The sequence below is a fragment of the Limnohabitans sp. 103DPR2 genome (assembly GCF_001412575.1).
Taxonomy (GTDB): Bacteria; Pseudomonadota; Gammaproteobacteria; order Burkholderiales; family Burkholderiaceae_C; genus Limnohabitans_A.
The window spans coordinates 991,335-1,016,096 of the sequence record NZ_CP011834.1 but is presented as its reverse complement, the minus strand read 5'-3'; the positions used below and the strand labels follow the sequence as shown (position 1 = coordinate 1,016,096).

Annotated in this window: 24 protein-coding genes; 16 read left to right on the top strand and 8 right to left on the bottom strand. The window is 54.0% G+C overall.

Going from position 1 to position 24,762, the window contains the following annotated elements:
* Positions 1-21 precede the first annotated feature (21 nt).
* Positions 22-1,416: a transcriptional regulator PpsR gene (gene ppsR, locus L103DPR2_RS05005; RefSeq protein ID WP_055360029.1), complete on the bottom strand. Its 1,395-nt coding sequence runs from the start codon at positions 1,414-1,416 to the stop codon at positions 22-24.
* A gap of 117 nt (positions 1,417-1,533) precedes the next feature.
* The gene (locus L103DPR2_RS05000; RefSeq protein ID WP_156339859.1) at positions 1,534-2,349 is read right to left on the bottom strand and encodes a cobalamin B12-binding domain-containing protein; all 816 of its coding nucleotides are present in this window, start codon (positions 2,347-2,349) and stop codon (positions 1,534-1,536) included.
* Between the two features lie 162 nt (positions 2,350-2,511).
* Here L103DPR2_RS05000 and bchF point away from each other — a divergent pair, with 162 nt between their 5' ends.
* Genes bchF through L103DPR2_RS14305 form a run of 16 tightly spaced genes read left to right on the top strand, consistent with a single transcriptional unit; the run spans position 2,512 to position 19,595 of the window.
* Positions 2,512-3,033: a 2-vinyl bacteriochlorophyllide hydratase gene (gene bchF, locus L103DPR2_RS04995; protein ID WP_055360028.1), complete on the top strand. Its 522-nt coding sequence runs from the start codon at positions 2,512-2,514 to the stop codon at positions 3,031-3,033.
* Entirely contained in the window at positions 3,030-4,328 is a 1,299-nt protein-coding gene (locus tag L103DPR2_RS04990; RefSeq protein ID WP_082466722.1) for a ferredoxin:protochlorophyllide reductase (ATP-dependent) subunit N, read from the top strand. Before bchF ends, L103DPR2_RS04990 begins: the two co-directional genes overlap by 4 nt.
* A gap of 9 nt (positions 4,329-4,337) precedes the next feature.
* Positions 4,338-5,870 (top strand): ferredoxin:protochlorophyllide reductase (ATP-dependent) subunit B, encoded by a 1,533-nt coding sequence (bchB, locus tag L103DPR2_RS04985; protein ID WP_055360027.1) that lies wholly within the window; start codon positions 4,338-4,340, stop codon positions 5,868-5,870.
* The gene (locus L103DPR2_RS04980; protein ID WP_082466721.1) at positions 5,845-9,669 is read left to right on the top strand and encodes a magnesium chelatase subunit H; all 3,825 of its coding nucleotides are present in this window, start codon (positions 5,845-5,847) and stop codon (positions 9,667-9,669) included. The genes bchB and L103DPR2_RS04980 overlap by 26 nt, the downstream gene beginning before the upstream one ends.
* Positions 9,666-10,577, top strand: coding sequence for a ferredoxin:protochlorophyllide reductase (ATP-dependent) iron-sulfur ATP-binding protein (gene bchL / locus L103DPR2_RS04975; RefSeq protein ID WP_055360025.1), 912 nt, complete (start codon positions 9,666-9,668; stop codon positions 10,575-10,577). The genes L103DPR2_RS04980 and bchL overlap by 4 nt, the downstream gene beginning before the upstream one ends.
* A gap of 25 nt (positions 10,578-10,602) precedes the next feature.
* Positions 10,603-11,310: a magnesium protoporphyrin IX methyltransferase gene (bchM, locus tag L103DPR2_RS04970; RefSeq protein ID WP_055360024.1), complete on the top strand. Its 708-nt coding sequence runs from the start codon at positions 10,603-10,605 to the stop codon at positions 11,308-11,310.
* Positions 11,307-12,725, top strand: a complete 1,419-nt coding sequence (locus L103DPR2_RS04965; protein WP_055360023.1) for a BCD family MFS transporter — start codon at positions 11,307-11,309, stop codon at positions 12,723-12,725. Before bchM ends, L103DPR2_RS04965 begins: the two co-directional genes overlap by 4 nt.
* 29 nt (positions 12,726-12,754) lie before the next feature.
* Positions 12,755-13,516 carry a photosynthetic reaction center subunit H gene (puhA, locus tag L103DPR2_RS04960; protein WP_055360022.1) on the top strand — a complete coding sequence of 254 codons (762 nt, stop codon included), beginning with the start codon at positions 12,755-12,757 and terminating at the stop codon, positions 13,514-13,516.
* On the top strand, positions 13,513-14,199 hold the full coding sequence (puhB, locus tag L103DPR2_RS04955) for a photosynthetic complex putative assembly protein PuhB (RefSeq protein WP_055360021.1): 687 nt from the start codon (positions 13,513-13,515) through the stop codon (positions 14,197-14,199). The genes puhA and puhB overlap by 4 nt, the downstream gene beginning before the upstream one ends.
* Positions 14,196-14,714, top strand: a complete 519-nt coding sequence (gene puhC / locus L103DPR2_RS04950; RefSeq protein ID WP_082466720.1) for a photosynthetic complex assembly protein PuhC — start codon at positions 14,196-14,198, stop codon at positions 14,712-14,714. The genes puhB and puhC overlap by 4 nt, the downstream gene beginning before the upstream one ends.
* A complete protein-coding gene (gene acsF / locus L103DPR2_RS04945) occupies positions 14,711-15,793 on the top strand; it encodes a magnesium-protoporphyrin IX monomethyl ester (oxidative) cyclase (RefSeq protein WP_055360020.1) in 1,083 nt (360 codons plus the stop codon). The genes puhC and acsF overlap by 4 nt, the downstream gene beginning before the upstream one ends.
* The gene (gene puhE / locus L103DPR2_RS04940) at positions 15,787-16,572 is read left to right on the top strand and encodes a putative photosynthetic complex assembly protein PuhE (RefSeq protein ID WP_082466719.1); all 786 of its coding nucleotides are present in this window, start codon (positions 15,787-15,789) and stop codon (positions 16,570-16,572) included. The genes acsF and puhE overlap by 7 nt, the downstream gene beginning before the upstream one ends.
* Positions 16,573-16,579: 7 nt before the next feature.
* Positions 16,580-18,139, top strand: coding sequence for a phytoene desaturase (locus tag L103DPR2_RS04935; RefSeq protein WP_082466718.1), 1,560 nt, complete (start codon positions 16,580-16,582; stop codon positions 18,137-18,139).
* Positions 18,126-19,190, top strand: coding sequence for a phytoene/squalene synthase family protein (locus tag L103DPR2_RS04930; RefSeq protein ID WP_055360019.1), 1,065 nt, complete (start codon positions 18,126-18,128; stop codon positions 19,188-19,190). Before L103DPR2_RS04935 ends, L103DPR2_RS04930 begins: the two co-directional genes overlap by 14 nt.
* A 30-nt stretch (positions 19,191-19,220) precedes the next feature.
* Positions 19,221-19,433, top strand: coding sequence for a hypothetical protein (locus L103DPR2_RS04925; RefSeq protein ID WP_156339858.1), 213 nt, complete (start codon positions 19,221-19,223; stop codon positions 19,431-19,433).
* Between the two features lie 18 nt (positions 19,434-19,451).
* Positions 19,452-19,595 (top strand): hypothetical protein, encoded by a 144-nt coding sequence (locus L103DPR2_RS14305; RefSeq protein WP_156339857.1) that lies wholly within the window; start codon positions 19,452-19,454, stop codon positions 19,593-19,595.
* A 49-nt stretch (positions 19,596-19,644) separates the two neighbouring features.
* Here L103DPR2_RS14305 and L103DPR2_RS04920 read toward each other — a convergent pair whose 3' ends face one another.
* From L103DPR2_RS04920 to L103DPR2_RS04895, 6 genes are all read right to left on the bottom strand, one after another.
* On the bottom strand, positions 19,645-21,006 hold the full coding sequence (locus tag L103DPR2_RS04920) for a PucC family protein (protein ID WP_055360017.1): 1,362 nt from the start codon (positions 21,004-21,006) through the stop codon (positions 19,645-19,647).
* Between the two features lie 66 nt (positions 21,007-21,072).
* Positions 21,073-21,273, bottom strand: coding sequence for a light-harvesting protein (locus tag L103DPR2_RS04915; protein WP_055360016.1), 201 nt, complete (start codon positions 21,271-21,273; stop codon positions 21,073-21,075).
* 9 nt (positions 21,274-21,282) lie between these two features.
* On the bottom strand, positions 21,283-21,432 hold the full coding sequence (gene pufB / locus L103DPR2_RS04910; RefSeq protein WP_055360015.1) for a light-harvesting antenna LH1, beta subunit: 150 nt from the start codon (positions 21,430-21,432) through the stop codon (positions 21,283-21,285).
* A gap of 125 nt (positions 21,433-21,557) precedes the next feature.
* Positions 21,558-22,421, bottom strand: coding sequence for a carotenoid 1,2-hydratase (locus L103DPR2_RS04905; protein ID WP_055360014.1), 864 nt, complete (start codon positions 22,419-22,421; stop codon positions 21,558-21,560).
* Entirely contained in the window at positions 22,418-23,950 is a 1,533-nt protein-coding gene (gene crtD / locus L103DPR2_RS04900; protein WP_055360013.1) for a 1-hydroxycarotenoid 3,4-desaturase CrtD, read from the bottom strand. Before crtD ends, L103DPR2_RS04905 begins: the two co-directional genes overlap by 4 nt.
* Positions 23,943-24,755, bottom strand: a complete 813-nt coding sequence (locus L103DPR2_RS04895; RefSeq protein ID WP_055360012.1) for a hypothetical protein — start codon at positions 24,753-24,755, stop codon at positions 23,943-23,945. Before L103DPR2_RS04895 ends, crtD begins: the two co-directional genes overlap by 8 nt.
* Positions 24,756-24,762 lie beyond the last annotated feature (7 nt).

Here is a 24,762-nt window from a genome sequence, read left to right as displayed (position 1 = left end):
TTGGCGAGGTGGCGGGCCGCTTTAAGGGAGCTCGGTGTCAGATTCCGTGTCGGACAAGATGCCAAAACGGCGCAGTTTGACATACAGACTTTGCCTCGAAAGCCCCAACATTTCGGCCGCAGAGGCCCTGTTGTTGTGGGTCAATTCCAAAGCGGCCTCAATGCACATGCGCTCAATGGTGTCGACCGTTTCGCCCACAATGTCTTTGATGGGTCTGCGGCCCACCAACTGAGACAACTCGGCAAAAGGATGTGGCGCCGCCGTTGTTGTGCCGGCAGCAACCTGCATGCGGCGGTCCATGTCGCGGACAAAGAAGGCATACATCGGCTCGGGCCGTGAGAGGTAAACGGCAGAAACTTCCACAGGCAAGGTCATGCCCGACAGGGTTCTAACCTCGGTTGCAAAATTGCGCACAGGCAAGTGCTGCTTGAGGGACGTGTTCAGCACCCCCCAGTCCACAGAACCCCTCAACAACCAGCGCTCCATCGATTGACCAATGACCTGCGATGAGGCTGTGAGACCCAACAAGGCCATGCCTTCTTCATTGACACTTTTAACCGTACCAACAGTGTCTGTGAGCAGCCAACCGTCTGGGAATTGCTCCATGGCTTCGCTGAGCACTGCAGAAGACTCTGCGTCTACCGAAGAACCAGCAGATGCTTCGCGCTGTGTCAAGCGCACCAAGTATTGCGCGCCACCCTCTTGCCTGAAGACCGTTGCAGAAACTGTGAGGGGCACATTCGCACCCATGAGCGTGGCTGAGCACATCTCAATGCGGCCTGTGGCCAATGCGGTTCGGAGCAAGGACTGAACCTCGCCCTGGCTGCTGGTCTCAAAACACTCTCGAAAATCGCGACCTACCAAACGCTTGCCTGCGTCTTTGAACAAGGCTTGGGCACCGACATTGGCTTCGATCAAGCGGTAAGAAGCTGCATCGATCATCAGCACGGCCTCAGGCGATGTTTCAAACAAAACCCGATAACGCGCTTCAATGTGCCGTAGACGCAAGTAATCACGTTCGACAGACTGTTGTGTTTCAACCAACCTGCGCTGCAATTCAGCCAAGCGCTCGAGGTTGCGGCCGACGGCCAAAAATTTGTTGCCCTTCAAAGGCACTGTGACGTATTGAATGGCCGCCTCGCCACCGGAGGGGGTGGGATGATTGACGTGACGCCAATTGAGGACTGCGTTTTCATCTGAGACTTGCAACAAGTCTTGAATTTTTTTCTTACTCTCGACGGTCACGGTGTCTGTCCAGCGCTTGCCCATCCAAGCCTGGCAGCCCAACGTCGCCATGGTGTCTTGCGCCGTAGAAACATCCTCAATGACACCTTCACTGTCAATGATCAAGCTGACGTCCGAAACCACGCCCAATAGCTTGGAAAATGTGGCTGGATCGAGGTTTTTGGTGTTCATTGAGACTGCAAATTGACTTCAGTGATGTGAAGTTGACACTTTTTATTGTTGCCGAAGCATACACTCAAAAATGCCATTGTTCCCTAGGGCAAATCTTAAGTATTGATACAAGACAAACTAAGGTGTCACGTTAATTTGACGCTCCATGTTGAAAAGGGTTTGGGTCACAGATTCGACGGCTTGCAAGGCGTTGCCTTTCAGCAGATGCGTGTCTGTCCATGTAATTTTTTCGGGTGCAAAACTCGCCACGGGGCCACCCACAAAGACTTGAACCGCTGTATTCACACAGTCTTTGAGCAATTCAGGCAGTGCAGCTTGAATCTCAGGCAGATGGCGCTCTGTGGACAGCGACAAGCCAATGACATCGAACCAATCCGCTTGGAAATTTCGTTTGAAATCGTTCATGTCTAAGGGGTTCACCAAGGTGACGTTCCAGCCTGCCCGCCTGAAAAACTCGCTCAACATGAAAACGCCCAAGCCATGTTGCGTGGTGGGCTCGGTCATCAGTAGCACGCTATAGCCGTTAGGATCTAGGCGGCCTTCTGTGACAAACTCTGCACTGAAATCATGCAACATTTGATGCAACCTCGAAAAGCCAATGGTGCACTCGGCAAAACTCAATCGGTCGGACAACCAGTGCTCGCCCAAGGCTTTGGCGCTTTCGGCAATGCCTGCAATGTAAATCTGCATCAAAGACAAACCTTGTCGTTGCCAACCCACAATGACTTTGCGGGTTTCTTCCAAACTTTGCAGGCTGGCATCGCCCAAAAGCACCACTTGGGCCTTGTCAATCCCATCGTTTCTACCAAAAGTGGTGCCCCCCACCAGGCGGGGACCCACATTCAGGTTGGATTTTTTGCCGTTCACAGAAGAGCCAGCACGCCAGCGCTCTGCATCCTGCCCTACTGAACGATCAAATTGATGCTGACTCACAGCGTTCACCCATTTCCTGAATTAACGCAGTCAGTGTCCCTGAAGTTCCTTCAGCTTCAATTCGGTGTAAACCCTACATAACATATATATTGTCAATTTATATTGACACTCGTCAGATTGAACCTTAAAGTTGGCTCAGTTCATCAGTCAATAAGAGGCGACATGCAGGATAAGCAAGCACAGGTTTTGTACACGCCCGAGCAACGCGCTCGGCGTGATGCAACGAAGTGGACACTTGTTCAAGGCTTGTTGGCGCCTGTTCAGTTCCTGATATTTCTCGTCAGCTTGTACCTGGTCCTCAGCAGTTTGCGCACAGGCGAGCACACCGATTGGGCCTTGGCCTCAGTGGTCATCAAAACACTGGTGCTCTACGCCATCATGATCACAGGCTCCATTTGGGAAAAAGTGGTGTTTGGCAAGTACCTGTTTGCCCACGCTTTCTTCTGGGAAGACGTGGTCAGCATGCTGGTGCTAGCCCTGCACACCGCCTATTTATGGGTTTGGTGGGAAGGCCAATGGTCTTCCACCGATCAACTGATGTTGGCGCTCGCCGCTTATGTCACCTATGGCATCAATGCTGCGCAATACATTCGCAAATTGCGCATGGCGCGTTTGCAACGCCCTTCAGAACCTTCCCGCGACCTTGAACACACGACCTCAACAGGTCCACAGGTAAGTCTATGAGCCCCGTCATTCCTATTCGCGCAGAAACCAGTATCGGTTGCACCGATGTCACGCCCTTGGTCCAACGCGGGCAACGTGAGGTTTTCTGCGGCCTCACAGGCATCATTTGGCTGCACCGAAAAATTCAAGACGCTTTCTTTTTGGTGGTGGGTTCTCGCACCTGCGCACACCTGATTCAATCGGCTGCAGGCGTGATGATTTTTGCCGAACCTCGTTTCGGCACCGCCATCATTGACGAGCGCGATTTGGCAGGCTTGGCCGATGTTCATGACGAACTTGATCGCGTGGTGCATCAGTTGTTGAACCGCCGCCCCGACATTCGCATGCTGTTCTTGGTGGGCTCTTGCCCCTCCGAAGTAATCAAGTTGGATCTGTCGCGCGCTGCACAGCGATTGAATCAAATTCATCACCCTGCTGTGCGAGTACTGAACTACTCTGGCAGCGGCATTGAAACCACGTTTACACAAGGTGAAGACGCATGCTTGGCCGCGCTGGTACCTGGCTTGCCCAGCATGAATCCCCAAGTGCCATCGCAAACCAAACCGCAACTGATGGTGGTGGGTACCTTGGCCGATGTGGTGGAAGACCAGCTTCGCAATTTGCTGGAGCAGATGAACATCACCGTGAATTTCTTCCCACCGCGCAACAGTCAAAAAATGCCTGCAGTGGGCGCCAACACGAAGTTTTTGTTGGCACAACCTTTCTTGGCAGATACAGCCAGAGCTTTACAGGACAGAGGTGCCACACACTTACCCGCCACTTTCCCATTGGGGATAGAAGGTACGACTGTGTGGTTGCAAGCTGCAGCACAAGAGTTTGGTGTATCACCCTTGTTGTTCGAAAAAGTGACCGCTGCGCCTAAGCAACGTGCAGAAAAAGCTTTAGCAGTGCACCGTCAAATGCTCGATGGCAAACGCATTTTCTTCTTCCCAGATTCGCAACTTGAAATTCCATTGGCGCGCTTCCTGAACCGCGAAATGAACATGGACTTGGTGGAAGTGGGAACGCCCTATTTGCACCGTCAACACATGGCCGCTGAATTGGCATTGTTGCCCACAGGCACCCGCATCAGCGAAGGTCAAGACGTCGACTTGCAACTCGATCGTTGCGTGGAAGACAAGCCCGACATGGTGGTCTGTGGTCTGGGCTTGGCCAATCCATTGGAAGCGCAAGGCATGACCACCAAGTGGGCCATCGAGTTGGTCTTCACCCCCATTCAAGGCTACGAGCAAGCCGCCGATTTGGCTGGCTTGTTCAGCCGGCCATTACGACGTCGCGAAAAGCTGGCGGCATAGGAGTACCAGATGCAACTCACGCTTTGGACATACGAAGGACCGCCCCACGTTGGCGCCATGCGCATTGCCACCGCCATGCGCGATGTGCACTATGTGTTGCACGCCCCACAAGGCGACACCTACGCCGACTTGCTGTTCACCATGATTGAGCGCTTGCCCCGCCGCCCGCCTGTCACGTACACCACCTTCCAAGCGCGTGATTTGGGTGGCGACACGGCAGAACTTTTTAAAGATGCGGCACGTCAGGCCATTGAACGCTTCAAACCTGCGGCCATGTTGGTAGGTTCTTCGTGCACCGCCGAGTTGATTCAAGACGATCCAGGCGGTTTGGCGCAAGCCTTGAAACTGGACATTCCTGTCATTCCTTTGGAGCTGCCTTCGTACCAGCGCAAAGAGAACTGGGGCGCCAGCGAAACCTTTTACCAACTGTGCCGTCATCTGGTGTTGAAACCAGAACAGAAAACTGCCAAGAGCCGTCCTAGTTGCAACATCTTGGGACCTAGCGCTTTGGGCTTTAGGCACCGTGACGACGTCAGAGAAATAAAGCAGTTGCTCGACAAATTGGGCATAGCCATCAACGTGGTGGCGCCTTTGGAAGCCACTGTGGCCGACATTCGCAAGTTGGCCGATGCCGATTTCAACGTGGTGCTCTACCCCGAAATTGGCATGAGCACCGCGCAATGGTTGATGCGCCAGTTTGATCAGCCTTACACAAAAACAGTGCCACTCGGCTCCAATGCCACACAAGATTTCATTCGCGAAGTTTGCGGCTTTGCGGGTTTGGAAGTGCCTGCCATTGAAGAGATGACAGCCCGTGCACGCTGGTACGCACAATCGGTTGACTCCACTTACCTCACAGGCAAGCGCGTGTATTTGTTTGGCGATGCCACCCACGTGGTGAGCGCAGCCCGCATTGCCTCCGAAGAGATGGGCTTTGAAGTGGTGGGACTAGGCACTTACAGCCGCGAGTTTGCCCGCGAAGTGCGCGACTGCGCCAAGAAATACGGCGTGGAAGCTTTGATCACCGACGACTACTTGGAAGTTGAAGCGCAAATTACCGAACTGCACCCCGAACTGATTTTGGGCACGCAAATGGAACGTCACATTGCCAAGCGCCATGGCATTCCGTGCGCCGTTATTTCGGCGCCCGTTCACGTACAAGACTTTCCTGCTCGGTATGCACCTCAGATGGGCTTAGAAGGCGCCAATGTGTTGTTTGACACCTGGGTGCACCCGCTCATGATGGGCCTAGAAGAGCACTTGCTGGGCATGTTCAAGCAAGACTTTGAATTCCATGAAGGTGCATCGCCCTCTCATTTGGGCAGTGCGCGTCCTGCAGAAATCATAGTGGAAGCCGCTTCACAAAAAGAGGCTTCCAACCAAGCCACTTGGAGTGTGGAGGCTGAAAAAGAACTGGGCAAGATTCCATTTTTTGTGCGTGGCAAAGCCCGTCGCAACACCGAAAAATATGCCCTCGACCAAGGCGTCGCAACCATCACTGTGGACACACTTTACGATGCCAAAGCTCACTACAGCCGTTGAGATGAAGGGTTCTTCATCCACCACCAAGTCAGCGCGCGCTGGCATGCGGGTGGTGATGCTGACGCTGGACACGCATTTGTCCAGTGCGGCGCAACGGTCTGCGGCCAAGTTGGCGCAAAAGCTGCCCGGTTTGGAATTCAAACTTCACGCGGCCAGTGAATACCGCGCCAGCGAAGATGCCTTGAAGCGATGCTTGCAAGACATTGATCGCGCGCACATGGTCATTGTGTCCATGCTGTTCATGGAAGATCACTATCTACCCGTGATTGACGCCTTGACCGCCAAGCGAGATCACTGCGATGCCATGGTCTGCATCATGTCGGCCCCGCCTGTCATGCAACTCACGCGGATGGGCAAGTTTGCCATGGGTGGCCAATCTTCTGGCTTGATGAGCCTGCTGAAAAAACTTCGTCCCAAGGCCAAAGAAAATACCGAAGAAAAGTCTTCAGGCAAGTCTGAAGGCGCAAAACAAATGGCCATGTTGCGTCGCTTGCCCAAGTTGCTGCGTTTCATTCCGGGTACAGCGCAGGACTTGCGCATGTTCTTCTTGACCATGCGCTATTGGCTGGCTGGCTCTGAACAAAACATCACCAACATGGTGTTGAGTTTGGTCAACCGCTATGCAGCGCCCGAACGTCAAAACTTCAAACTGGGATCGCAAGCTGAAGAACCCATCGAGTACCCTGAGGTGGGCCTGTACCACCCCAAAATGAAGGGCAAAATTTCTGAAAGCCTTCAGCAATTGCCCAAAGAACTGGATGGCAAGCCCACGGTCGGTTTGTTGCTCTTGCGCTCCTACTTGTTGGCTGGCAACGCCCTGCACTACGATGCGGTCATTGCCGCCATTGAGTCGCGCGGCTTGCGTGTTATTCCAGCCTTTGCCAGTGGCCTGGATTCTCGCCCTGCCATTGAGAATTTCTTTTTGCAAAATGGCAAATCCAAGATTGATGCCCTGGTGTCATTGACAGGCTTCTCTTTGGTGGGCGGTCCCGCTTACAACGATGCCAAAGCAGCTGAACAAATTTTGGCGCAACTCGATGTGCCCTACATTGCGGCTCACCCTGTCGAGTTTCAATCTCTAGACCAATGGGGCAGTTCACAGCGCGGCTTGTTGCCCGTCGAGAGCACCATCATGGTTGCCATTCCTGAGCTAGATGGCTCCACCATTCCCATGGTCTATGGCGGCAGACCTGGCCCTGCCGGCACCAGCTGCACAGGTTGCGAGCGCAACTGCCACTTCACCACTGAACACCAATCGCAAGACATGTTCACTTGCGCTGAGCGCACCGACATGCTGTCAAGGCGCGTTGAAAAGCTAGTGCAAAGCCGCTTGAAACAAAGAAGCGAGCGCAAGCTGGCCTTGGTCATTTTCAACTTCCCGCCTAACAGCGGCAATGTGGGTACAGCGGCTTATTTATCGGTGTTTGAGTCTTTGTTCAACACGCTCAAAACACTGAGCAACGAAGGCTACAACATTGAAGTTCCCGCCAATGCAGATGTGCTGCGCGACATGGTTCTGAACGGCAACCGCGAAACATACGGTGCCGATGCCAATGTGCATCACATCATTCCCTCCTCAGAGCATGTGCGCAATGAACGTTGGTTGAAGCAGATTGAAGCCCAGTGGGGCCCCGCACCCGGCAAGCTGTTGACCAACGGCCAAGGCTTGTTTGTGCAGGGCGTTCAGTTAGGTCAAGCTTTGGTTTGCATTCAGCCAGGCTTTGGCTACGAAGGTGACCCCATGCGCTTGCTGTTTGAAGCCGGCTTTGCACCGACGCACGCTTTCAGCGCTTTCTACCGCTACCTGCGCCAAGACTTCAAAGCCGATGCTGTGTTGCACTTTGGCACGCACGGCGCCTTGGAATTCATGCCCGGCAAGCAGTCTGGTTTGTCTGGCAATTGCTGGCCCGATCGTCTCATTGACGACCTGCCCAATCTGTACTTCTACGCCTCCAACAATCCCTCTGAAGGCGCCATTGCCAAACGCCGTGGCAGCGCCACTTTGGTGAGCTATTTGCCGCCTACTTTTGCAGAGTCTGGTTTGTACAAAGGCTTGTCTGAGCTTAAACAAACCCTCGACAGATGGCGCGCGCTGGACGACGAATTGAGCGAAGAGCGCAACGACTTGGCCGCCATGATTCATCAACAGGCTGTTGCATTGGAACTGCGAGTTCCTGCTTCTGTTCCTGCTGAGTTTTCATTGTCTGAGCCTTGGATCGATTCTCTGGTGGACCAATTGCTAGAGCTTGAGTACTCGCTCATTCCCGAAGGCTTGCATGTGATTGGTCAATTGCCCACACGCTCACAGCGCTTGGCCACTTTGAAAGCCATGGCCAAGGCAATGGAAATTGAAGAGCCAGAGTTACTCGAGCGTTTGGTGGATGGCGTCACAGAAGATCAACTCAAGCGCAGTGCCAAGCACCTCACAGCAGCGCAACAAGATGCCTTGCACCAATTGGTTCACTCCAATGTGTTGTTGAACCAAGAGAGCGAATTGAACGGCCTGCTGCGCGCCTTGGATGGTCGCTACGCTTTGCCCGCACCCGGTGGCGATTTGCTACGCAACCCCGATGTGTTGCCTACGGGTCGCAACTTGCACGGCTTGGACCCCTTCAAATTGCCCACAGCCTTTGCTGTACGTGATGGCCAAAAGCAAGCTGAAAAACTTTTACAACGCTACGCCCAAGACGGCTCGGGTTTGCCAGAGTCCATTGCCATGGTGCTGTGGGGGACCGACAACCTCAAAACCGAAGGCGGCCCCATGTCGCAGGCTTTGGCGTTGATGGGTGTGTTGCCCCGTTTTGACACCTACGGCCGCTTGGCCGGTGCGCAATTGATTCCTTTAGAGACATTGAATCGCCCCCGCATTGACGTGGTGATCACCTTGTCCGGCATCTTCCGCGACTTGCTGCCCATGCAGATCAAACTCTTGGCCGAAGCCAGTTTCTTGGCGGCCAGTGCCGACGAGCCTAGCGAGATGAACTTCATTCGCAAACATGCCTTGGCCTACATGGCAGAACATGGCGGCGACATTGAAGCCGCATCGCTTCGTGTTTTCGGAAACACCGAAGGCGCCTATGGCGCCAACGTGAACATGTTGGTGGACAGCTCTTCTTGGCAACAAGAAGACGAGTTAGGCGATGCCTTCACATCGCGCAAGGGTTTTGCGTATGGCCGAGAAGGCAAGCCTGTGCGCAACAACCAACTGCTCAAAAGCGTTTTGGCCGATGTGTCCTTGACCTACCAAAACCTCGACTCAGTGGAGTTGGGTGTGACCAGCATCGACACCTACTTTGACACCTTGGGCGGTATCAGCCGCGCCGTTTTGCAAGCCAAGCACGACCGTGATGGCGACGCTGCAACGGCACCGCCTGTGTACATCGTCGACCAAACACAAGGCGATGGCGTGGTGCGCAGCCTCACAGAACAAGTGGCCTTAGAAACACGCACGCGCATGCTGAACCCCAAGTGGCACGAAGGCATGTTGCAACACGGCTACGAAGGCGTACGCCAAATTGAAGTGCACCTGACCAACACCATGGGCTGGTCTGCCACTACCGGCCAAGTGCAACCATGGGTCTACCAACAATTGGCGCAAACCTTTGTGCTCGACCCTGCCATGCGTGAGCGCATGGCGCAATTGAACCCCACATCATCGGCCAAGCTTGCAAATCGCTTGATCGAAGCTTCTCGTCGCGAGTATTGGAAACCCGATGCTGAGACCATGAATGCCTTGCTGCGCGCCGGCGAGGAACTTGAAGACCGCCTTGAAGGCATTAAAGAGGGACAACCCGCATGATCGAAACGACCAGCATCCCAGTACAGAACATCAAAAAGAGTTCACGACTCGACGGTGAGGGCAGCGTTCAGTTTCAAATGGACCCCAACCTCAAAATTGGCACGGCCAAAGTGTTTGCCGTTTACGGCAAAGGCGGTATTGGCAAGAGCACCACATCGTCCAACTTGTCGGTGGCTTTCAGCAAATTGGGCAAACGTGTTTTGCAAATTGGCTGCGATCCCAAACACGACTCCACCTTCACGTTGACCAAAAAATTGATGCCCACAGTCATCGATGCTTTGGAAACCGTCGACTTTCACGCAGAAGAACTGCGCCTCGATGACTTTGTCTTCAAGGGCTACAACAACGTGATGTGTGTCGAAGCGGGCGGCCCGCCTGCCGGCACAGGCTGCGGCGGTTATGTCGTGGGTCAAACCGTCAAGCTACTCAAAGAGCATCACTTGCTCGAAGACACCGATGTGGTGATTTTTGATGTGTTGGGCGACGTGGTGTGCGGCGGCTTTGCAGCCCCCTTGCAACACGCAGACCGCGCCTTGATTGTCACGGCCAACGACTTTGACTCCATTTTTGCCATGAACCGCATTGTTCAAGCCATTGGTGCCAAAGCCAAAAACTACAACGTGCGTTTGGGCGGCGTGATTGCCAACCGCAGCGATGCCACCGACCAAATTGACAAGTACAACGCCGTAGTGGGTTTGAAGACCATGGCTCACTTCCCCATGTTGGACGAGATTCGCAAGAGCCGTTTGATGAAGAGCACGCTGTTTGAACTGGAGCCAACACCCGCAGTGAAGGCTGTACAAGACGAATACATGCGCTTGGCTGCCGCCTTGTGGCTGGGCAGCGACCCTTTGCCTGCGGTGCCCATGAAAGACCGCGATATTTTTGACTTGCTCGGTTTTGATTGAAGCGACTCACTGGAATCTGAAGAACATGAACACTCGCGCTTACGAACAACGTCGCAGTCAGATCGAACATTATTTCGATCGCACAGCTGCCGACGCCTGGGCTCGCCTCACCTCCAACGAACCCGTGGGACGCATTCGCGCCACCGTTCGTGCCGGTCGCGACACCATGCGCAACACCCTGTTGTCGTGGTTGCCTGAAGACTTAACAGGCAAGCGCATTTTGGATGCAGGTTGTGGCACTGGCGCTTTGGCCGTAGAAGCTGCACTACGCGGTGCAGAAGTGGTGGCCATTGATTTATCGCCGACGCTGGTGAAACTGGCTGGCGAACGCGTGGCCAGCGATCACCCTCAATTGCCAGGCAGCATTGAGTTTTTATCCGGCGACATGCTGAGCCCCGACTTGGGACACTTTGACCATGTGGTGTGCATGGATTCGCTGATTCATTACAACTGCGACCAGATCGCTGATGCATTGGCAGCGCTGGGTCAACGCACCCGTGGCAGCATGGTGTTCACCTTTGCACCCCGCACACCTTTGTTGGCCTTGATGCACAGCATGGGCCGACTTTTCCCAAGCTCGGATCGTTCGCCCTCTTTGTCACCTGTGGCGCATTCCGCTTTGCTGAACAAGTTGGACACCCATCCAGAACTTACCCAATGGCAAGGCGGTCGCATGCAACGCGTAGCCAGTGGTTTCTACACCTCTCAAGCTTGGGAGTGGTCACGCGCATGACACTGAAAATGCCAGCATGGTTGTCGGCTTATGCAACGCGCTTCATGCCGTTTGCAGATGCCGCCTCGCCCGATCTGCCTTTGGGCAGGTTGTTGCGCTTGTCCATGTTTCAGCTGGTCATTGGCATGATCACCGCTTTGTTGGTGGGCACCTTGAACCGCGTGATGATTGTGGAATTGCATGTGCCTGCTTGGTGGGTGGCCTTGGCAGTGGCCATCCCCATGGTGTTTGCCCCTTTGCGAACCCTCATTGGCTACCGCAGTGATACGCATCCCTCTGCCTTAGGACTCCGACGCATTCCTTATTTGTGGACAGGCAGCTTGCTGTTGTTTGGTGGATTGTCTGTGATGCCTTTTGCATTGCTTTTGTTGGCCGAAGCTGTGCCAGAAACTTTGTTGCTAGGACAACTGGGCGCTGGACTGTCATTTATCTTGATTGGCACCGGCCTTCAAGTGACGCAAACGGCCGGCATGGCACTGGCCAACGACGTGGCGCAAGAAGACAAGCGTCCCCGTGTGGTGGCTTTGCTGTATTGCATGTTGCTGCTGGGCATGATTGTGAGCAGCGTGTTGTTCGGCTTGTTCTTGGCCGACTTCACGCCCCTCAGAATGATTCAAGTCATTCAAAGCTCTGCTGTCTTGGTCATTGTGGTCAACCTGATTTCGATGTGGAAACAAGAATCCCGTCAAGCCAAACGCGGCGCGCGCGCGCCCGGTGGTTTCAGCGCCAGCTGGAAAGAACTGATTGCCATGCCCCAGATGCGCCGGTTCTTGTGGACCGTGGGTTTGGGCTCTCTGGCCTTCAGCATGCAAGACATTGTTCTAGAGCCCTACGGTGCCGAAATTTTAGGCCTGGACGTCGGCAACACCAGCTCTCTCACCGCCATGGGCGCCATCGGTTCTTTGGTGGCTTTTGGTTTGTCAGCCAAATGGTTGGCCTCCGGCTGGCACGCATGCCGACTGGCCAGCTTTGGCATCTTGATTGGCCTGCCCGCCTTTGCCTTGGTCATCTTTGCAGCCCCCACCGAGTCTGTGGCCATGTTCCGCACTGGTGTGGTCTTGATTGGTTTTGGCTCTGGCTTGTTTTCTGTCGGCATGCTGGTCACCGCCATGTCTTTTCAGAACGCACGCATGAGTGGTTTGATTTTGGGCACTTGGGGTGCTGTGCAAGCCACGGCCACAGGCGCTGCGATGGCCATGGGCGGGGCCCTGCGAGATGTGGTTTCAGAAATGGCTTTGTCGGGTCATCTGGGTGAAGCACTCAACTCACCTATCACCGGCTACAGCTTTGTGTACCACTTGGAAATTTATTTGTTGTTTGTGGTGTTGATTGCCTTGGGGCCACTGCTGAAAAGCAGCAGCCGCGAAGCAAGGACACCAATTTTGAAATTTGGTTTGGCTGAATTGCCAAATTGATGGGCATTGATTTAACAAGGAGCAGTCTTATGGAAACAGGCGCTATTACGCAGTATGTCGACGTGGCACAACTGGTGCTTTACGTATTTTGGGCATTTTTCGCAGGCCTGATTTATTACCTCTTGCGCGAGAACCACCGCGAGGGCTACCCCATGGACTCTGGCCGTGAGAATGGTCCCAAGCAAGAGGGCTGGCCACCTGTGCCCTCACCTGTCACTTACAAAACCCACGACGGTCATGTGATGCTGTCACCCGACCTGAACCGTCCTGATGGTCAATACAGTGCACAACCCACCACCCAATGGAATGGTGCCCCCATCGAACCCGTAGGCGATCCTTTGTTGGCAGGTGTCGGCCCAGGTGCTTGGGCGATGCGCGCTGATGTACCGGACATGGAACACGGCGCCCCCAAAATTGTGCCTTTGCGTTTGGCACCCGACTTTTCTGTGGCGCATCAAGACATTGAGCCGCGTGGCTTGGCTGTCGTTGGTGCTGACCGCAATGTGGCGGGTCATGTGGTGGAACTTTGGGTGGACCGCATGGAAATGATCTTCCGTTACATCGAAGTGAAATTGGATGGCTCTGAGAAAACGGTGTTGCTGCCCATGAACTTTGCCAGGATCAAAAAGCAAGGCATTCATGTGCATGCCTTGTTGGCGCATCAATTTGCCAATGTGCCGCAAACCAAATCGCCTGATCAAATCACCATGCTAGAGGAAGAAAAGATCACGGCCTACTTTGGTGCCGGCACTTTGTACGCAACTCCTGAGCGTCAGGAGCCCCTGCTGTGAGAGCCAAAAACATCAGTGCGACGCACGAGCATGAGTGGGAAGCAGCCCCTGGCTTGCCTTCCACGCTGCCCGAAGGTGAACACATCGTTTGGCAAGGATCGCCCGATTGGCAACAGTTGGCGATACACGCTTTCCATGTCCGCAAAATTGCCATTTACTTTGCACTGATGGTTGGCATTCAACTGACGCACCTTTGGGGCGAAGGTCTTGAAGGTCACGAGTTGATTGTCCCCATCGTGGTCAGCGCCTCATTGGCCATGCTGGCACTGGCATTGCTGACCACCTGTGCATGGTTTGCTGGCAAGAGTTCTCTCTACACCTTCACCAACAAGCGTGTGGTGATGCGCATCGGCATTGTGCTGACGCTCACCTTCAACTTGCCCTACCGCCGCATTGCGGGCGCTTCGGCCAAAGGCTATTCAGACGGCTGTCAAGACATTGCGTTAGAGCTGTACGCAGAAGATCGAATTGGTTGGGCGCATTTGTGGCCGCACCAAAAGGCTTGGCATGTCAAGCACCCCCAGCCAACGCTGCGCTGTGTGCCCCAAGGCGAAGCCGTCAGCGCTTTGCTTTTCAGCATGTGGCGCGAACACCATCAGGCCGACAAAGTGGTCACAGGCGCAATGAACGTGACGCCTTCCAACGACGGCCGTACGCATCAACCACAAGGCGCCATGGCATGACACGCGAAACGACCTTGCCTTTGGCAACGCGCTCGACGCCCACATCCGCTTCATTGCCTTGGGCTGTGAAGCTGCTCGGCAGCATGTTGCTGCTGATTTTGTTGGCCGTGGGCTTTGCAAGATGGCAAGGTATTTCAGACAAACAAGTCGACGCTGCCACTGTTTGGCAGCGTGATTTGATTTTTGTGGATGGCCCACAAGGTTCAGTGGTCGTGAAAGATGCCAAGAATCAAATGGAGATTGCCAAGTTTGAAGGTGAACAGGGGTTTCTGCGCAGCACTTTGCGCGCCCTGGCGCGTGAGCGCAAACGCCAAAGCATTGGCCCCGATGCACCCATGCAATTGCTGGGACGTGCGGATGGCCGCTTGACATTGCTTGACCCCAGCACCCAACAACGCATTGACTTAGAAGCCTTCGGCCCCAGCAATGTGGCTGTCTTTGCAGGCTTGCAAAAAATCGGTCTTGCACCAATACAGATTGTTCAAATTTCAGGAAATGACAGGAGCTCCCAATGAATGCCTCAGCCGTTCGCAGCATTGAAACCGTTGAAGATGCCAACAAAAAGGCAGTTCATGACGATTTGATCAGCCCCCGCTTTTACACCACCGACTTCGCTGCCATGGACCGCATCAACATTGAGCCTGTGCGCGCCGAGTGGGACAAGATGATGGCCGAGTACGAAGGCGACAACAACCACGATCACTTTCAGCGTGATGCTGCTTTTGCAGACGAAGTGCGCGACAACATGGCCAAACTCTCGCCTGAAATGCGCCAAGAGTTCATGGACTTTTTGGTCAGCTCGCTCACCTCAGAGTTTTCAGGCTGCGTGTTGTACAACGAAATTCGCAAGAACGTCACCAACCCTGACATCAAACAACTGATGACCTATTTGGCACGCGACGAATCGCGCCATGCGGGTTTCATCAACTTGTCTTTGCGTGATTTCAATTTGGGCATTGACTTGGGCAACCTCAAGCGCACCAAGAAATACACCTACTTCAAACCCAAATACATTTACTACGCCACCTACCTGTCCGAGAAGATTGGCTATGCACGCTACATCACCATCTTCCGCCAGTTAGAGAAACACCCCGAAAAACGTTTCCACCCCATCTTTCGATGGTTTGAACTTTGGTGCAACGATGAGTTTCGCCATGGCGAATCCTTTGCGCTCATCATGCGTGCCAACCCCAAGCTTCTAAGCGGTGGCAACAAACTGTGGATTCGCTTTTTCTTGCTGGCTGTCTACGCCACCATGTATGTGCGAGATCACACACGCCCCATGTTGCACGAAGCCATGGGTTTGGATTCCAGTGAATACGACTACCAAGTGTTCCGCATCACCACAGCCATCACGCAGCAAGTGTTCCCGCTGGCCTTGGACACCGACAATCCTAAATTCCGCCGCGGTCTTGAGCGCTTGTTTGCCATTTCTCAAGACATGGAAAAAGCCAAAGCGCGTGGTGGTCTCATCGGTAAATTGCAACAAGGTGTTTGTGCTGTCAAAGCATTTGGCACCTTTGCCGGTCTGTACATGATGCCCGTCATTCAGCAAGACTTGTCGCCACAAGTTCGCATGGAACCCGCATGGTAATGGACGTCGTTTGGGCCTGTGTTTTCACAGCCATGTGCTGGTGGTTTGGCACAGGTGTGATTTTGTGGCTCGATCGTTTACCGCCTGCAAGCTTTCGCTGGAGTTTGTTGGGCTGGAGCATGCTCTTGATTTTGAGTTTCAAGGGCGTTTATGAAAGCATGCGCGAGGTCAGCGTTGCCAATGCTTACTTAGCTTTTGGCAGTGTGATTGTGATGTGGGGTTGGCACGAATTGGCTTTCCTCACAGGATGGATCACCGGCCCGCGCAAGGTCCCCTTGACCGAAGGCGCCCAAGGCTGGCAACGGTTTCAAGAATCGGTGCAAGTCATGCTTCATCATGAAGTGGTCTTGCTCATCAACTTCGGCATTTTGTGGCTGATGCAAATGGACCAACCCAACCATGTAGCCCTTTGCACATATGCGCTGCTGTGGTTCATGCGTTTGTCGGCCAAACTGAACCTCTTTTTTGGGGTGCCACAAAACGGCGCACAGTACCTGCCTGCGCATCTGGTTTATTTGGCCAGCTACTTTCGCTCACGCCTGATCACCCCTTGGTTTGTGGTTTCCATCAGTGCAGCCATTGGCACTTGGTGTTGGTTGGTTTGGCAAGCCCAGCAAGGCGCCATGGCCATCACCACAGGTTGGGTCATGTTGGCCACCCTCTTGGGCTTGGCCATTGTGGAACACCTCATCATGATTTTCCCATTGCCACTTGAGCGGCTTTGGGGTTGGGCCATGGGCCAGTCCTCGGTGGAATCAGCTCTCTCCACCCCACCTTAAGGCTTTCATGAACGCATTCAATGCCAATGGTTTTTCGCATCCCGGTCTGAACGCAAGGCAGCCCGGGGGCAACGACGGCAGCTCGGATGCCAGGCCCATGGCTGTCATCATTGGCAGTGGCTTTGGCGGCTTGGCCGCAGCCATTCGTTTGAGTGTCAAAGGCTATCAAGTCAAAGTGTTGGAAAAGCTAGATGCCCCGGGTGGCCGCGCTTATGTGCACCGTCAAGATGGCTTTACCTTTGATGCCGGTCCCACCATCATCACCGCACCGTTTTTGTTAGAAGAGCTTTGGACACTGTGCGGTAAAAAGTTTGCAGACGACGTGTCGCTGGTGCCCATGGACCCGTTTTATAGAATTCGCTTTGACGATGGCACTTGGTTTGATTACAGCGCCGATGAAGCCAAAATGTTGGACGAAGTGGCACGCTTCTGCCCCGAAGATGTTCAAGGGTATTTGGATTTTGTGAAAGATGCAGAGCGCTGCAAAACACTTGGGTTTGAAGGTTTGGGCTCGATTGCCTTTGACACCTTGGGCGATCTGATCAAAGCCATTCCCTCCTTCCTCAAAATGGGCGCTTGGCGCAGCATTTACGCCTTGGTGGCCAAACACTTTAGCAATGACAAGCTTCGCACGGTCATGAGCTTCCACCCCTTGCTGATTGGTGGCAACCCTTTCTCGGTCACAGCGGCTTATGCCTTGATCAACTCCCTCGAAAGAACCTGGGGCGTTCACTCTGCCATGGGCGGAACCGGCGCCATTGTGAAAGCCATGGTGGGTTTGCTGGATTCACGCGGCATTCAATTGCGCCTGAATGCACCTGTCACACAAATTCGCATTGAAAACGGCAAAGCGTGTGGTGTTGAGTTGGCGTCGGGCGAGTTCATCGCCGCCGACATTGTGGTGAGCAATGCAGACACAGCATGGACATACAAGAACTTGGTGGCACCGCAACACCGCCGCCATTGGACCAATCGCAAAATTGAAAATGGTCGCTATTCCATGGGCTTGTTTGTTTGGTACTTTGGCACCTCCAAGCAATACCACGATGTACCACACCACATGATGGTGCTAGGTCCGCGCTACAAAGGCTTGCTCACAGACATTTTCAAGCGTCACCATCTGGCCAAAGATTTCAGCCTGTACTTGCACCGCCCCACCGCCACCGATCCGTCCTTGGCGCCAACAGGTTGTGACACTTTTTATGCGCTGTCGCCAGTTCCGCACTTGGACAGTGGCACCGATTGGGTCCAATACGCTGAAACCTACCGCGCCGCCATTGCGGAAGCCTTAGAAGCTTCCGTTCTGCCTGGATTGCGGGAATCCATCGTCACTTCCAAAATCACCACGCCGCAAGACTTTCACGATAACTTGTGGTCCTATAAAGGCGCTGGCTTTGGACTAGAGCCTTTGCTCTTGCAAAGTGCGTGGTTCCGTCCTCACAACCGAAGCGAAGACATTCCGGGTTTGTACATGGTGGGGGCTGGCACACATCCAGGAGCGGGCGTGCCTGGGGTGTTGATGTCGGCCAAGGCACTTGAAACGGTGGTACCCCATGTTTCAGTTTAATCCCATCCCCAACACGGCCAACCTCGAGGCCTGCGTCGCCATGATGAAGGGCGGCTCGAAAACTTTTTTTGCAGCCAGTCGATTATTGCCCCCTCGCATTCGAACAGCCTCCATTGCCTTGTACGCTTTTTGCCGAGTGGCCGATGATCTGGTGGATGAAGCCTTGCCCGGCCAAGCACCGCTTGACGTTCTGCGTGAACGCCTCGACGCCATCTATGCAGGCACGCCTAAAGACCATGTGGAAGATCATGCTTTGAGCATGGTGGTTCAACAATATGAGCTGCCCCGACATTTTTTAGATGCCTTGATTGAAGGCTTTGCGTGGGATGCCAAAGGCCGGCGTTATGACAGCATTGAAGAAGTGCACGACTATGCGGCCCGCGTAGCAGGCAGCGTTGGCGCCATGATGTGCTGGATCATGGGTCCGCAAAACACAGACACCCTTGAGCGCGCGTGTGAACTGGGTGTGGCCATGCAGCTGACCAACATTGCGCGAGATGTTGGCGCGGATGCCGCCATAGGCCGAATTTATTTGCCGAGACGTTGGCTGATTGAAGCCGGTGTGCAGCCTGAAGAATGGTTGCAAAACCCTATCTTGACCCCCGGCATCCAAATCGTTGTGGCCCGCCTGCTTGAAGAAGCAGATCGCCTGTACAAGCAAGCCCAACCCGGCATTGCCGCATTGCCCCCCGATTGCCGTTCAGCCATTCTGGCAGCCAGCATGATTTACAGAGAGATTGGCGTTCAACTTAAACGCGAAGGACTGGACTCGGTCAGCACACGCACCGTGGTCAGTACCACGCGCAAATTGGTGTTGCTGGCCTCCGCTTGGACTCAAGCCGCTTGGATTCGAACGGCAGAAAACCAACCCAAACCTTTGCAGGCCATTCAATTTTTAGCGCTGCACAACCAAAACACACAAGCCAGTGCGCAATGGGTCGGGGCTTACTTTCCCAACCGTGCCATGCCGCAACGCGTGGCATGGGTTTTTGATTTACTCGAACGACGTGAAAACGAGCGCCTGCAAGGGCGTCAACGGCTTCACTCTTGATATTGCAAACCATCTAACAAGGAGAAGATGATGAAAATTCAAAGCGGACTGAACGTTGTCAGTGCTTTCTTTTGGACATTTTGGGCAACGCTGTCGTTGGCTGGCTTGATTCAGCACAGCGATACAGGGTATTTTTATGTGTTTGCGGCAGCGTTGGTAGCCTGCCTGGGCATGCACCGCGTCACGATGAAGGCCATCGAGAAATTCATGGCCATGCACGCCAACAAATCAGCATCACACTGATTTGCATGAAGGTACCTGATGCAAGTTGATGCATTGCACATCAACTTGCAGACTGGCCGTTTTCGGCCAGCTTTGCGTGCGCAGGTTTACTTGCGTGGGCGATTGAACCAATTGGCCAACATGAACAGACAGAACACCACGTACATGATGATGAGAATGTGAGTTGTTTGCATCGTATCTTCCTTTGCCTATTGCTGATGAATTGGAATCTTTAAGAATTTCTTAATAAGGGCTTCATGGCCACCAAGGTGAGAAGCAGCATCACAACTTCAATGCCATAAACAGCGGAGTAACCCGTCACAGAATTGGTCCATTGTGCCACGCCATCGCGCAGCAAGCCACCCAAGGCCATGCCAATGCCCGAAGCTGTCGCCTGAACGGCTCCCCATGCACCCATGGCCAAGCCCACTTGATCGGGCGGTGCCAAGTTCATGCTAGCGGTCAAGGTACCGTGCGCAAACAGGCCGCCCCCCAAGCCAATCAAGAACACACCCAAAATAAACAGTGGGACCGACATCAGAGGCGCTGCCAAAATAATGAATACAAAAGCAGGCAACCCTGTCCATGCGCCCCAGCTGGCCATTTGATACGGATCTGCACCTCGGGTAATGACCCGAGACGCCCAAGCGAAGCCGATCAATCCACCCAAAGCCAAGGTGAAGGTCAGGAGTGTGGTGGAAGACACGCTGAGTTTGAGTATTTCGCCACCATAGGGCTCCAGCAGCACATCTTCCATGGTGAAGGCCATTGAGCCTAAGCCCACAGCCAAGAGCCTTCTAACGGTGTGGGGGCCTTCACAAAATAATCGCCAAGAATCCTGGAACGATGCTTCAGGCGACGCGCCTGGCTGCCTTTGGCGACTGCGTGCTTCTTGCTTCCACACCGCCACCACATTCAAGACCAGCGTGATCACTGCCACTGCTTGAACCACTCGGATCAATGCGCCAGGGCTGTAATCGGCCAATAAATCGCCTAATACCAACGCACTGCCCATCATGCCCATGAGTTGCATGACATACATCAGTCCCACCACTTTGGCCTGCTTCTCTTGCGGTGCCAAATCGGTGGCCAATGCAAGACCTGCCGTTTGGGTGGTGTGAATACCCACCCCGACCAAAATGAAGGCAACGGCTGCGCCAAACTGGCCCACCCATTGCGGCGCTTGGGCAGACTGTCCGGCACCCGACAAGACCAACAACGCAAAAGGCATGATGGAGAAGCCACCAAATTGCATGAGGGTGCCCATCCAAATGAAGGGCACGCGGCGCCAACCCAGATGCGAACGGTGGTGATCAGATTGGAAACCAATCAAAGCGCGAAACGGTGCAATCAGCAAGGGCAAAGCCACCATGAAAGACACCAAGCTTGTGGGGACGCTCATCTCGACAATCATCACGCGATTGAGCGTGCCCACCAGCATGACCATGGCCATGCCGACAGAAATTTGAAACAAGGAAAGACGAAGCAAACGGGACAGTGGCAAATCTTCACTGGCAGCGTCTGCAAACGGCAAGAAACGTGGGCCCAACTGACTGGCCCAAGAAACAACCCACTGGGTTCTTGTACGGTTCATTTTGAAAATTCAAAAGAAAGTACCAAGCGCGGTAAAGCGCTTGGTCTTTCGTCGGGGAACACCCCGTTACTTTTTAACTGCCGGTTCAGCGGCAGGTGCTGCAACTGCAACAACCTTACCAGCTCCGCCATTCAAAAAGCCTTTCACCCAAGTGGTGTTCAGTGTCAGTGCCAGGTGCACGCTGAATGAGGCAATAGCCACAGCAGCGATGAACACTGGAATGCCAACTGAAGGTTTCACCACGGTCCACATTTTTGCGTAAATCATGGTGACTCCTTATTTAAGCCAGGGTGAATAGATATAGGCCAACAGATGGGCAAATGCGGCAACCATGCCGAAAATCTGTGTGCCTTGGATGAGATTACGGTGAATCTCTTCTGATTCGGCCTCGGTCAAACCGCTGGGCCCTACTTTGTCAGATGACATAGCATTCTCCTAGGAGGAAGACGTGCACAACCCGCACGAGGGTATTCAGGGTCGGGTGACCCAGAATTCGGAATATCACGCTGCATCTGCAACGTGATGGAATGACTGAAAAGCTTGTTCAACATTCAAGCTCTCCTTGGCATTCGAAATGGCAGCATCGCCTGCACCACAGGCGACAACAAACGGGGCACTGACAAGGTCTCGTGAAAGGCCAGCAGCTTTTCGCCGGCGTACGAGAAGTTCAGCAATGCGCGTTGATAAAAAGGGGTGTCTTCGAGTTGCTCATGAACCGAGACTGGCGTGTCGCTTCGCATGCGCCTTCCAATTTGCCAACCTGTCTTGCGCAGGGTTTGCACTGGCGCAGAAGGCACGGCTTCGACTTGGCCTTGCGGTGTAAACCGCAGCGAGAGCAGTTTGTCCTCTTGATCTGGCCAAGCCATGTCGTAGAACACCAAACTGCTGTTGTCTTTCATCTTGGCGCGCGACCAATTCCAAGTGTGAAAAGCCTCGGTGATGGGCTCGTCGCCTTCATTGGAATCGAGATAGGCCTGACCCTTCCATTGCAAGTTGGGTGAAGTTAAATTCACCTCCACACGTGCAGATGGCGCAAGGGGCCCCCAGCGATGTGCGCCTTGTTGATCAATGGGCACCGAGAAGTTGAACAATTGTTCTGGCCATACGCGAATTTCGCCCTGAATGCTTTGCAGCCAAGGCGTTGAAACTTCATCGATCTGAATGCGCAATGAATCACCATCCCACGTCACAGAACTAGGGCCAATGACAAATTCTTTGGCGTCACGTGAGCAGCTTTGTTTGCCGCGCTCCGTCATGGCCCAGCGGCTTGCACCTTTGCTGTAAATGGCCACATTCAAAGCACAATAATTTTCGGGATCGGCCTGCCCTGCGCGCCTGGCCCACGTGTAATAAGGCGAGAACACACTGCCCACAAATGCAATGAGTGTCATGCCGTGTTGTCCGTCGTCACTCATAGCGTCGATGTACCACCAGAGGTAGCCGTTTGCGGGAACCGATTGGTCAAACCGTGGCTGGCCATCAGGGCCTCGGCCGCCAATCGACCGGACATCGCTGCCATGGGCACGCCGGGTCCCGGATGCACACTGCCCCCGGCCAGAAACAGGCCTGGGAGGGGCGTTTTCGATCCAGGACGAGAGAACAGACTGGTCCATCCATGCGTGGCCTGGCCATACAGCGCGCCCCCCGATGCTAGAAAGCGCTGGTGAAATTCCGCTGGACTGGTCCGCACACAATTGAAAGGCGTGATTTCCAGTTTCAAGCCCAAACGCTCTAAATGTTGGAAGCTCTCTGTTTGACATTGTTCTAAGGCCTCCTCGTTCAACCCGTTCACATCGCCCACCGCAGGTGCATTGACCAAACACAGCAAACGCTGTGGCGCCTCTTGCGACACATGACCGGGTTGGTCTTGCGCACAAACATAAACCGTGGGCTGATGGGGCAAGCGTTGGCGCTTGAAGATGTCTTCAAACTCGCTTGAATAATCGTCATGGAAAAAGACGTTGTGGCGATCCAGCGCAACACCTTGGGCTTTGGCATGAACCGACCAAGTCAAAGCCGACAGTGAACGCGGCGGCGCTTTAGAAGGCACCGCACTTCGCACTTCGTTGGACAGCAAGCCCTCACGCAAAGCAGATGCATCGCCATTGAAGACCACCGCATCGGCTGGAATTTCTTCTCCGCTGCTCAAGCGAACGCCAGAGACACGGCCTTGTCTTTGCAAAATTTGGCTGCAAGCGGCGTTGTATCTAAACTGCGCACCCCGCGCCTGTGACAAACGTGCCAAAGCTGCAGACAATGAGGTCATGCCACCTTTAGCCGACCAGACGCCGGCCATCTCAACTTGGGCAATCAATAACAAGGTAGCGGGGGCTTCCCAAGGGGAAGAACCACAGTAAGTGGCATAACGCGCAAACAACTGGCGCAAGCGCTCATCTTTGAATTGCAGACACATCTGCTGCCAAAGGGTTCGCAGGGGCCCCAATTGCGCCAACTGTCCCAAGCCCTGCGGACCCAAGCGGGTCATCAGCGACAACATGTTGGGCCGCGCGGAACGGATGACAGGCCCTTCCAAATTGCGGTAAGTTGCTTGTGCAGTTTGACAAAATTTTCGAAACAGCAAAGCTTCAGAGGGGCTGGACCATGTTTCGATGTTGGCTTCACTCTCTTGCGCGTTGGCAGACAAATCAAGCTGACTGCCATCTGGCCAAAAATGCCTGGCCAACACCGACAAGGGTGTGAGCGAGAGTTCTTGCGACAGGCTGGTGCCTACCTCTTGAAACAATTCGTCAAAAACCCAGCGCATGGTGAAAACCGTTGGGCCACTGTCAATTTTGGCGCCTTGCACCTCGCGGGTATGAACCTTGCCACCCGGTACCGATGAGGCCTCCAGAACGGTCACGTCGTAGCCGTGGTGTGACAAGTGCAAAGCACTGGTCAAGCCGCCCATGCCAGCGCCCACAATGACCACCCTTTGTTTAGACATGGGCCGCCTCTTGCTCACTCGAGTTGGCAGCCAACTTGGTTTGCACAGCGTCCATGCCCAGGTCATCACCAAAATCTTTCCCCATCCACTGGCCACTCATGCCCAGCACCTGCATGTGAACAAACAAGGATTCAGAGAAGAAATCGTTTTTGTAGGCCGCTGTGATGGCCGTTTGATGCGAGCCCTGAAATGCGTAGTCACGCATGGCTTGTTGGTCTTGCCACAAACTGAAGGTGCATTGCCTCACGAGGGGGATTTCTCCCAAGCCCATCGATAACAAACAGCCTTTTGAATTTTGCAAATCTGCCTGTGCTGCTGGGGCATAGCGCCAAAAAGACATGGTCTTAGAAGGCACGATGCTAGCCCGCGTTAAGACGGCCAAAGGTCGGGGCTTGTTGCCGGACAGGACCGCGCCGAACTTGCGACTGACTTCATCGGTCAATGGCCATTTCGCTTGATCCCACGCGCCACGTGCTGAGGTTACGGCAAGCAGGCCACACCAACTTTCACGGGCTTTTTCGCGCATGGCACTGACGTGGGGGCCATGCAAAAATTTAAGCGCCGAATCGGTGTTTCTAAAACGGCAAACCAATCCTTGATGTGAAGGGCTGGGCCGAATGCTAAAGCCACCAGCATGACCACTGCCCATCACTTTGGCAAACAACAAGCCTGGCACTTGCTTCAACGCTGAGGGGCCAGCCACCAGTCGCATCCATCCCCAACTGCGGTGCTGCCGCACGTAGTCCACCAGCACGATCACAACCACGCCTGAGACGTCAGTGTTGACAAATTCAAGCGTGTTCATGAATGTG

What these genes read in the sequence shown, in the direction of transcription:
- ppsR (WP_055360029.1), bottom strand. Translation starts at nt 1,416, where the DNA reads ATGAACACCAAAAACCTCGATCCAGCCACATTTTCCAAGCTATTGGGC.
- bchF (WP_055360028.1), top strand. Translation starts at nt 2,512, where the DNA reads ATGCAGGATAAGCAAGCACAGGTTTTGTACACGCCCGAGCAACGCGCT.
- L103DPR2_RS04990 (WP_082466722.1), top strand. Translation starts at nt 3,030, where the DNA reads ATGAGCCCCGTCATTCCTATTCGCGCAGAAACCAGTATCGGTTGCACC.
- bchB (WP_055360027.1), top strand. Translation starts at nt 4,338, where the DNA reads ATGCAACTCACGCTTTGGACATACGAAGGACCGCCCCACGTTGGCGCC.
- L103DPR2_RS04980 (WP_082466721.1), top strand. Translation starts at nt 5,845, where the DNA reads ATGCCAAAGCTCACTACAGCCGTTGAGATGAAGGGTTCTTCATCCACC.
- bchL (WP_055360025.1), top strand. Translation starts at nt 9,666, where the DNA reads ATGATCGAAACGACCAGCATCCCAGTACAGAACATCAAAAAGAGTTCA.
- bchM (WP_055360024.1), top strand. Translation starts at nt 10,603, where the DNA reads ATGAACACTCGCGCTTACGAACAACGTCGCAGTCAGATCGAACATTAT.
- L103DPR2_RS04965 (WP_055360023.1), top strand. Translation starts at nt 11,307, where the DNA reads ATGACACTGAAAATGCCAGCATGGTTGTCGGCTTATGCAACGCGCTTC.
- puhA (WP_055360022.1), top strand. Translation starts at nt 12,755, where the DNA reads ATGGAAACAGGCGCTATTACGCAGTATGTCGACGTGGCACAACTGGTG.
- puhC (WP_082466720.1), top strand. Translation starts at nt 14,196, where the DNA reads ATGACACGCGAAACGACCTTGCCTTTGGCAACGCGCTCGACGCCCACA.
- acsF (WP_055360020.1), top strand. Translation starts at nt 14,711, where the DNA reads ATGAATGCCTCAGCCGTTCGCAGCATTGAAACCGTTGAAGATGCCAAC.
- puhE (WP_082466719.1), top strand. Translation starts at nt 15,787, where the DNA reads ATGGTAATGGACGTCGTTTGGGCCTGTGTTTTCACAGCCATGTGCTGG.
- L103DPR2_RS04935 (WP_082466718.1), top strand. Translation starts at nt 16,580, where the DNA reads ATGAACGCATTCAATGCCAATGGTTTTTCGCATCCCGGTCTGAACGCA.
- L103DPR2_RS04930 (WP_055360019.1), top strand. Translation starts at nt 18,126, where the DNA reads ATGTTTCAGTTTAATCCCATCCCCAACACGGCCAACCTCGAGGCCTGC.
- L103DPR2_RS04925 (WP_156339858.1), top strand. Translation starts at nt 19,221, where the DNA reads ATGAAAATTCAAAGCGGACTGAACGTTGTCAGTGCTTTCTTTTGGACA.
- L103DPR2_RS14305 (WP_156339857.1), top strand. Translation starts at nt 19,452, where the DNA reads ATGCAAGTTGATGCATTGCACATCAACTTGCAGACTGGCCGTTTTCGG.
- L103DPR2_RS04920 (WP_055360017.1), bottom strand. Translation starts at nt 21,006, where the DNA reads ATGAACCGTACAAGAACCCAGTGGGTTGTTTCTTGGGCCAGTCAGTTG.
- L103DPR2_RS04915 (WP_055360016.1), bottom strand. Translation starts at nt 21,273, where the DNA reads ATGATTTACGCAAAAATGTGGACCGTGGTGAAACCTTCAGTTGGCATT.
- pufB (WP_055360015.1), bottom strand. Translation starts at nt 21,432, where the DNA reads ATGTCATCTGACAAAGTAGGGCCCAGCGGTTTGACCGAGGCCGAATCA.
- L103DPR2_RS04905 (WP_055360014.1), bottom strand. Translation starts at nt 22,421, where the DNA reads ATGAGTGACGACGGACAACACGGCATGACACTCATTGCATTTGTGGGC.
- crtD (WP_055360013.1), bottom strand. Translation starts at nt 23,950, where the DNA reads ATGTCTAAACAAAGGGTGGTCATTGTGGGCGCTGGCATGGGCGGCTTG.
- L103DPR2_RS04895 (WP_055360012.1), bottom strand. Translation starts at nt 24,755, where the DNA reads ATGAACACGCTTGAATTTGTCAACACTGACGTCTCAGGCGTGGTTGTG.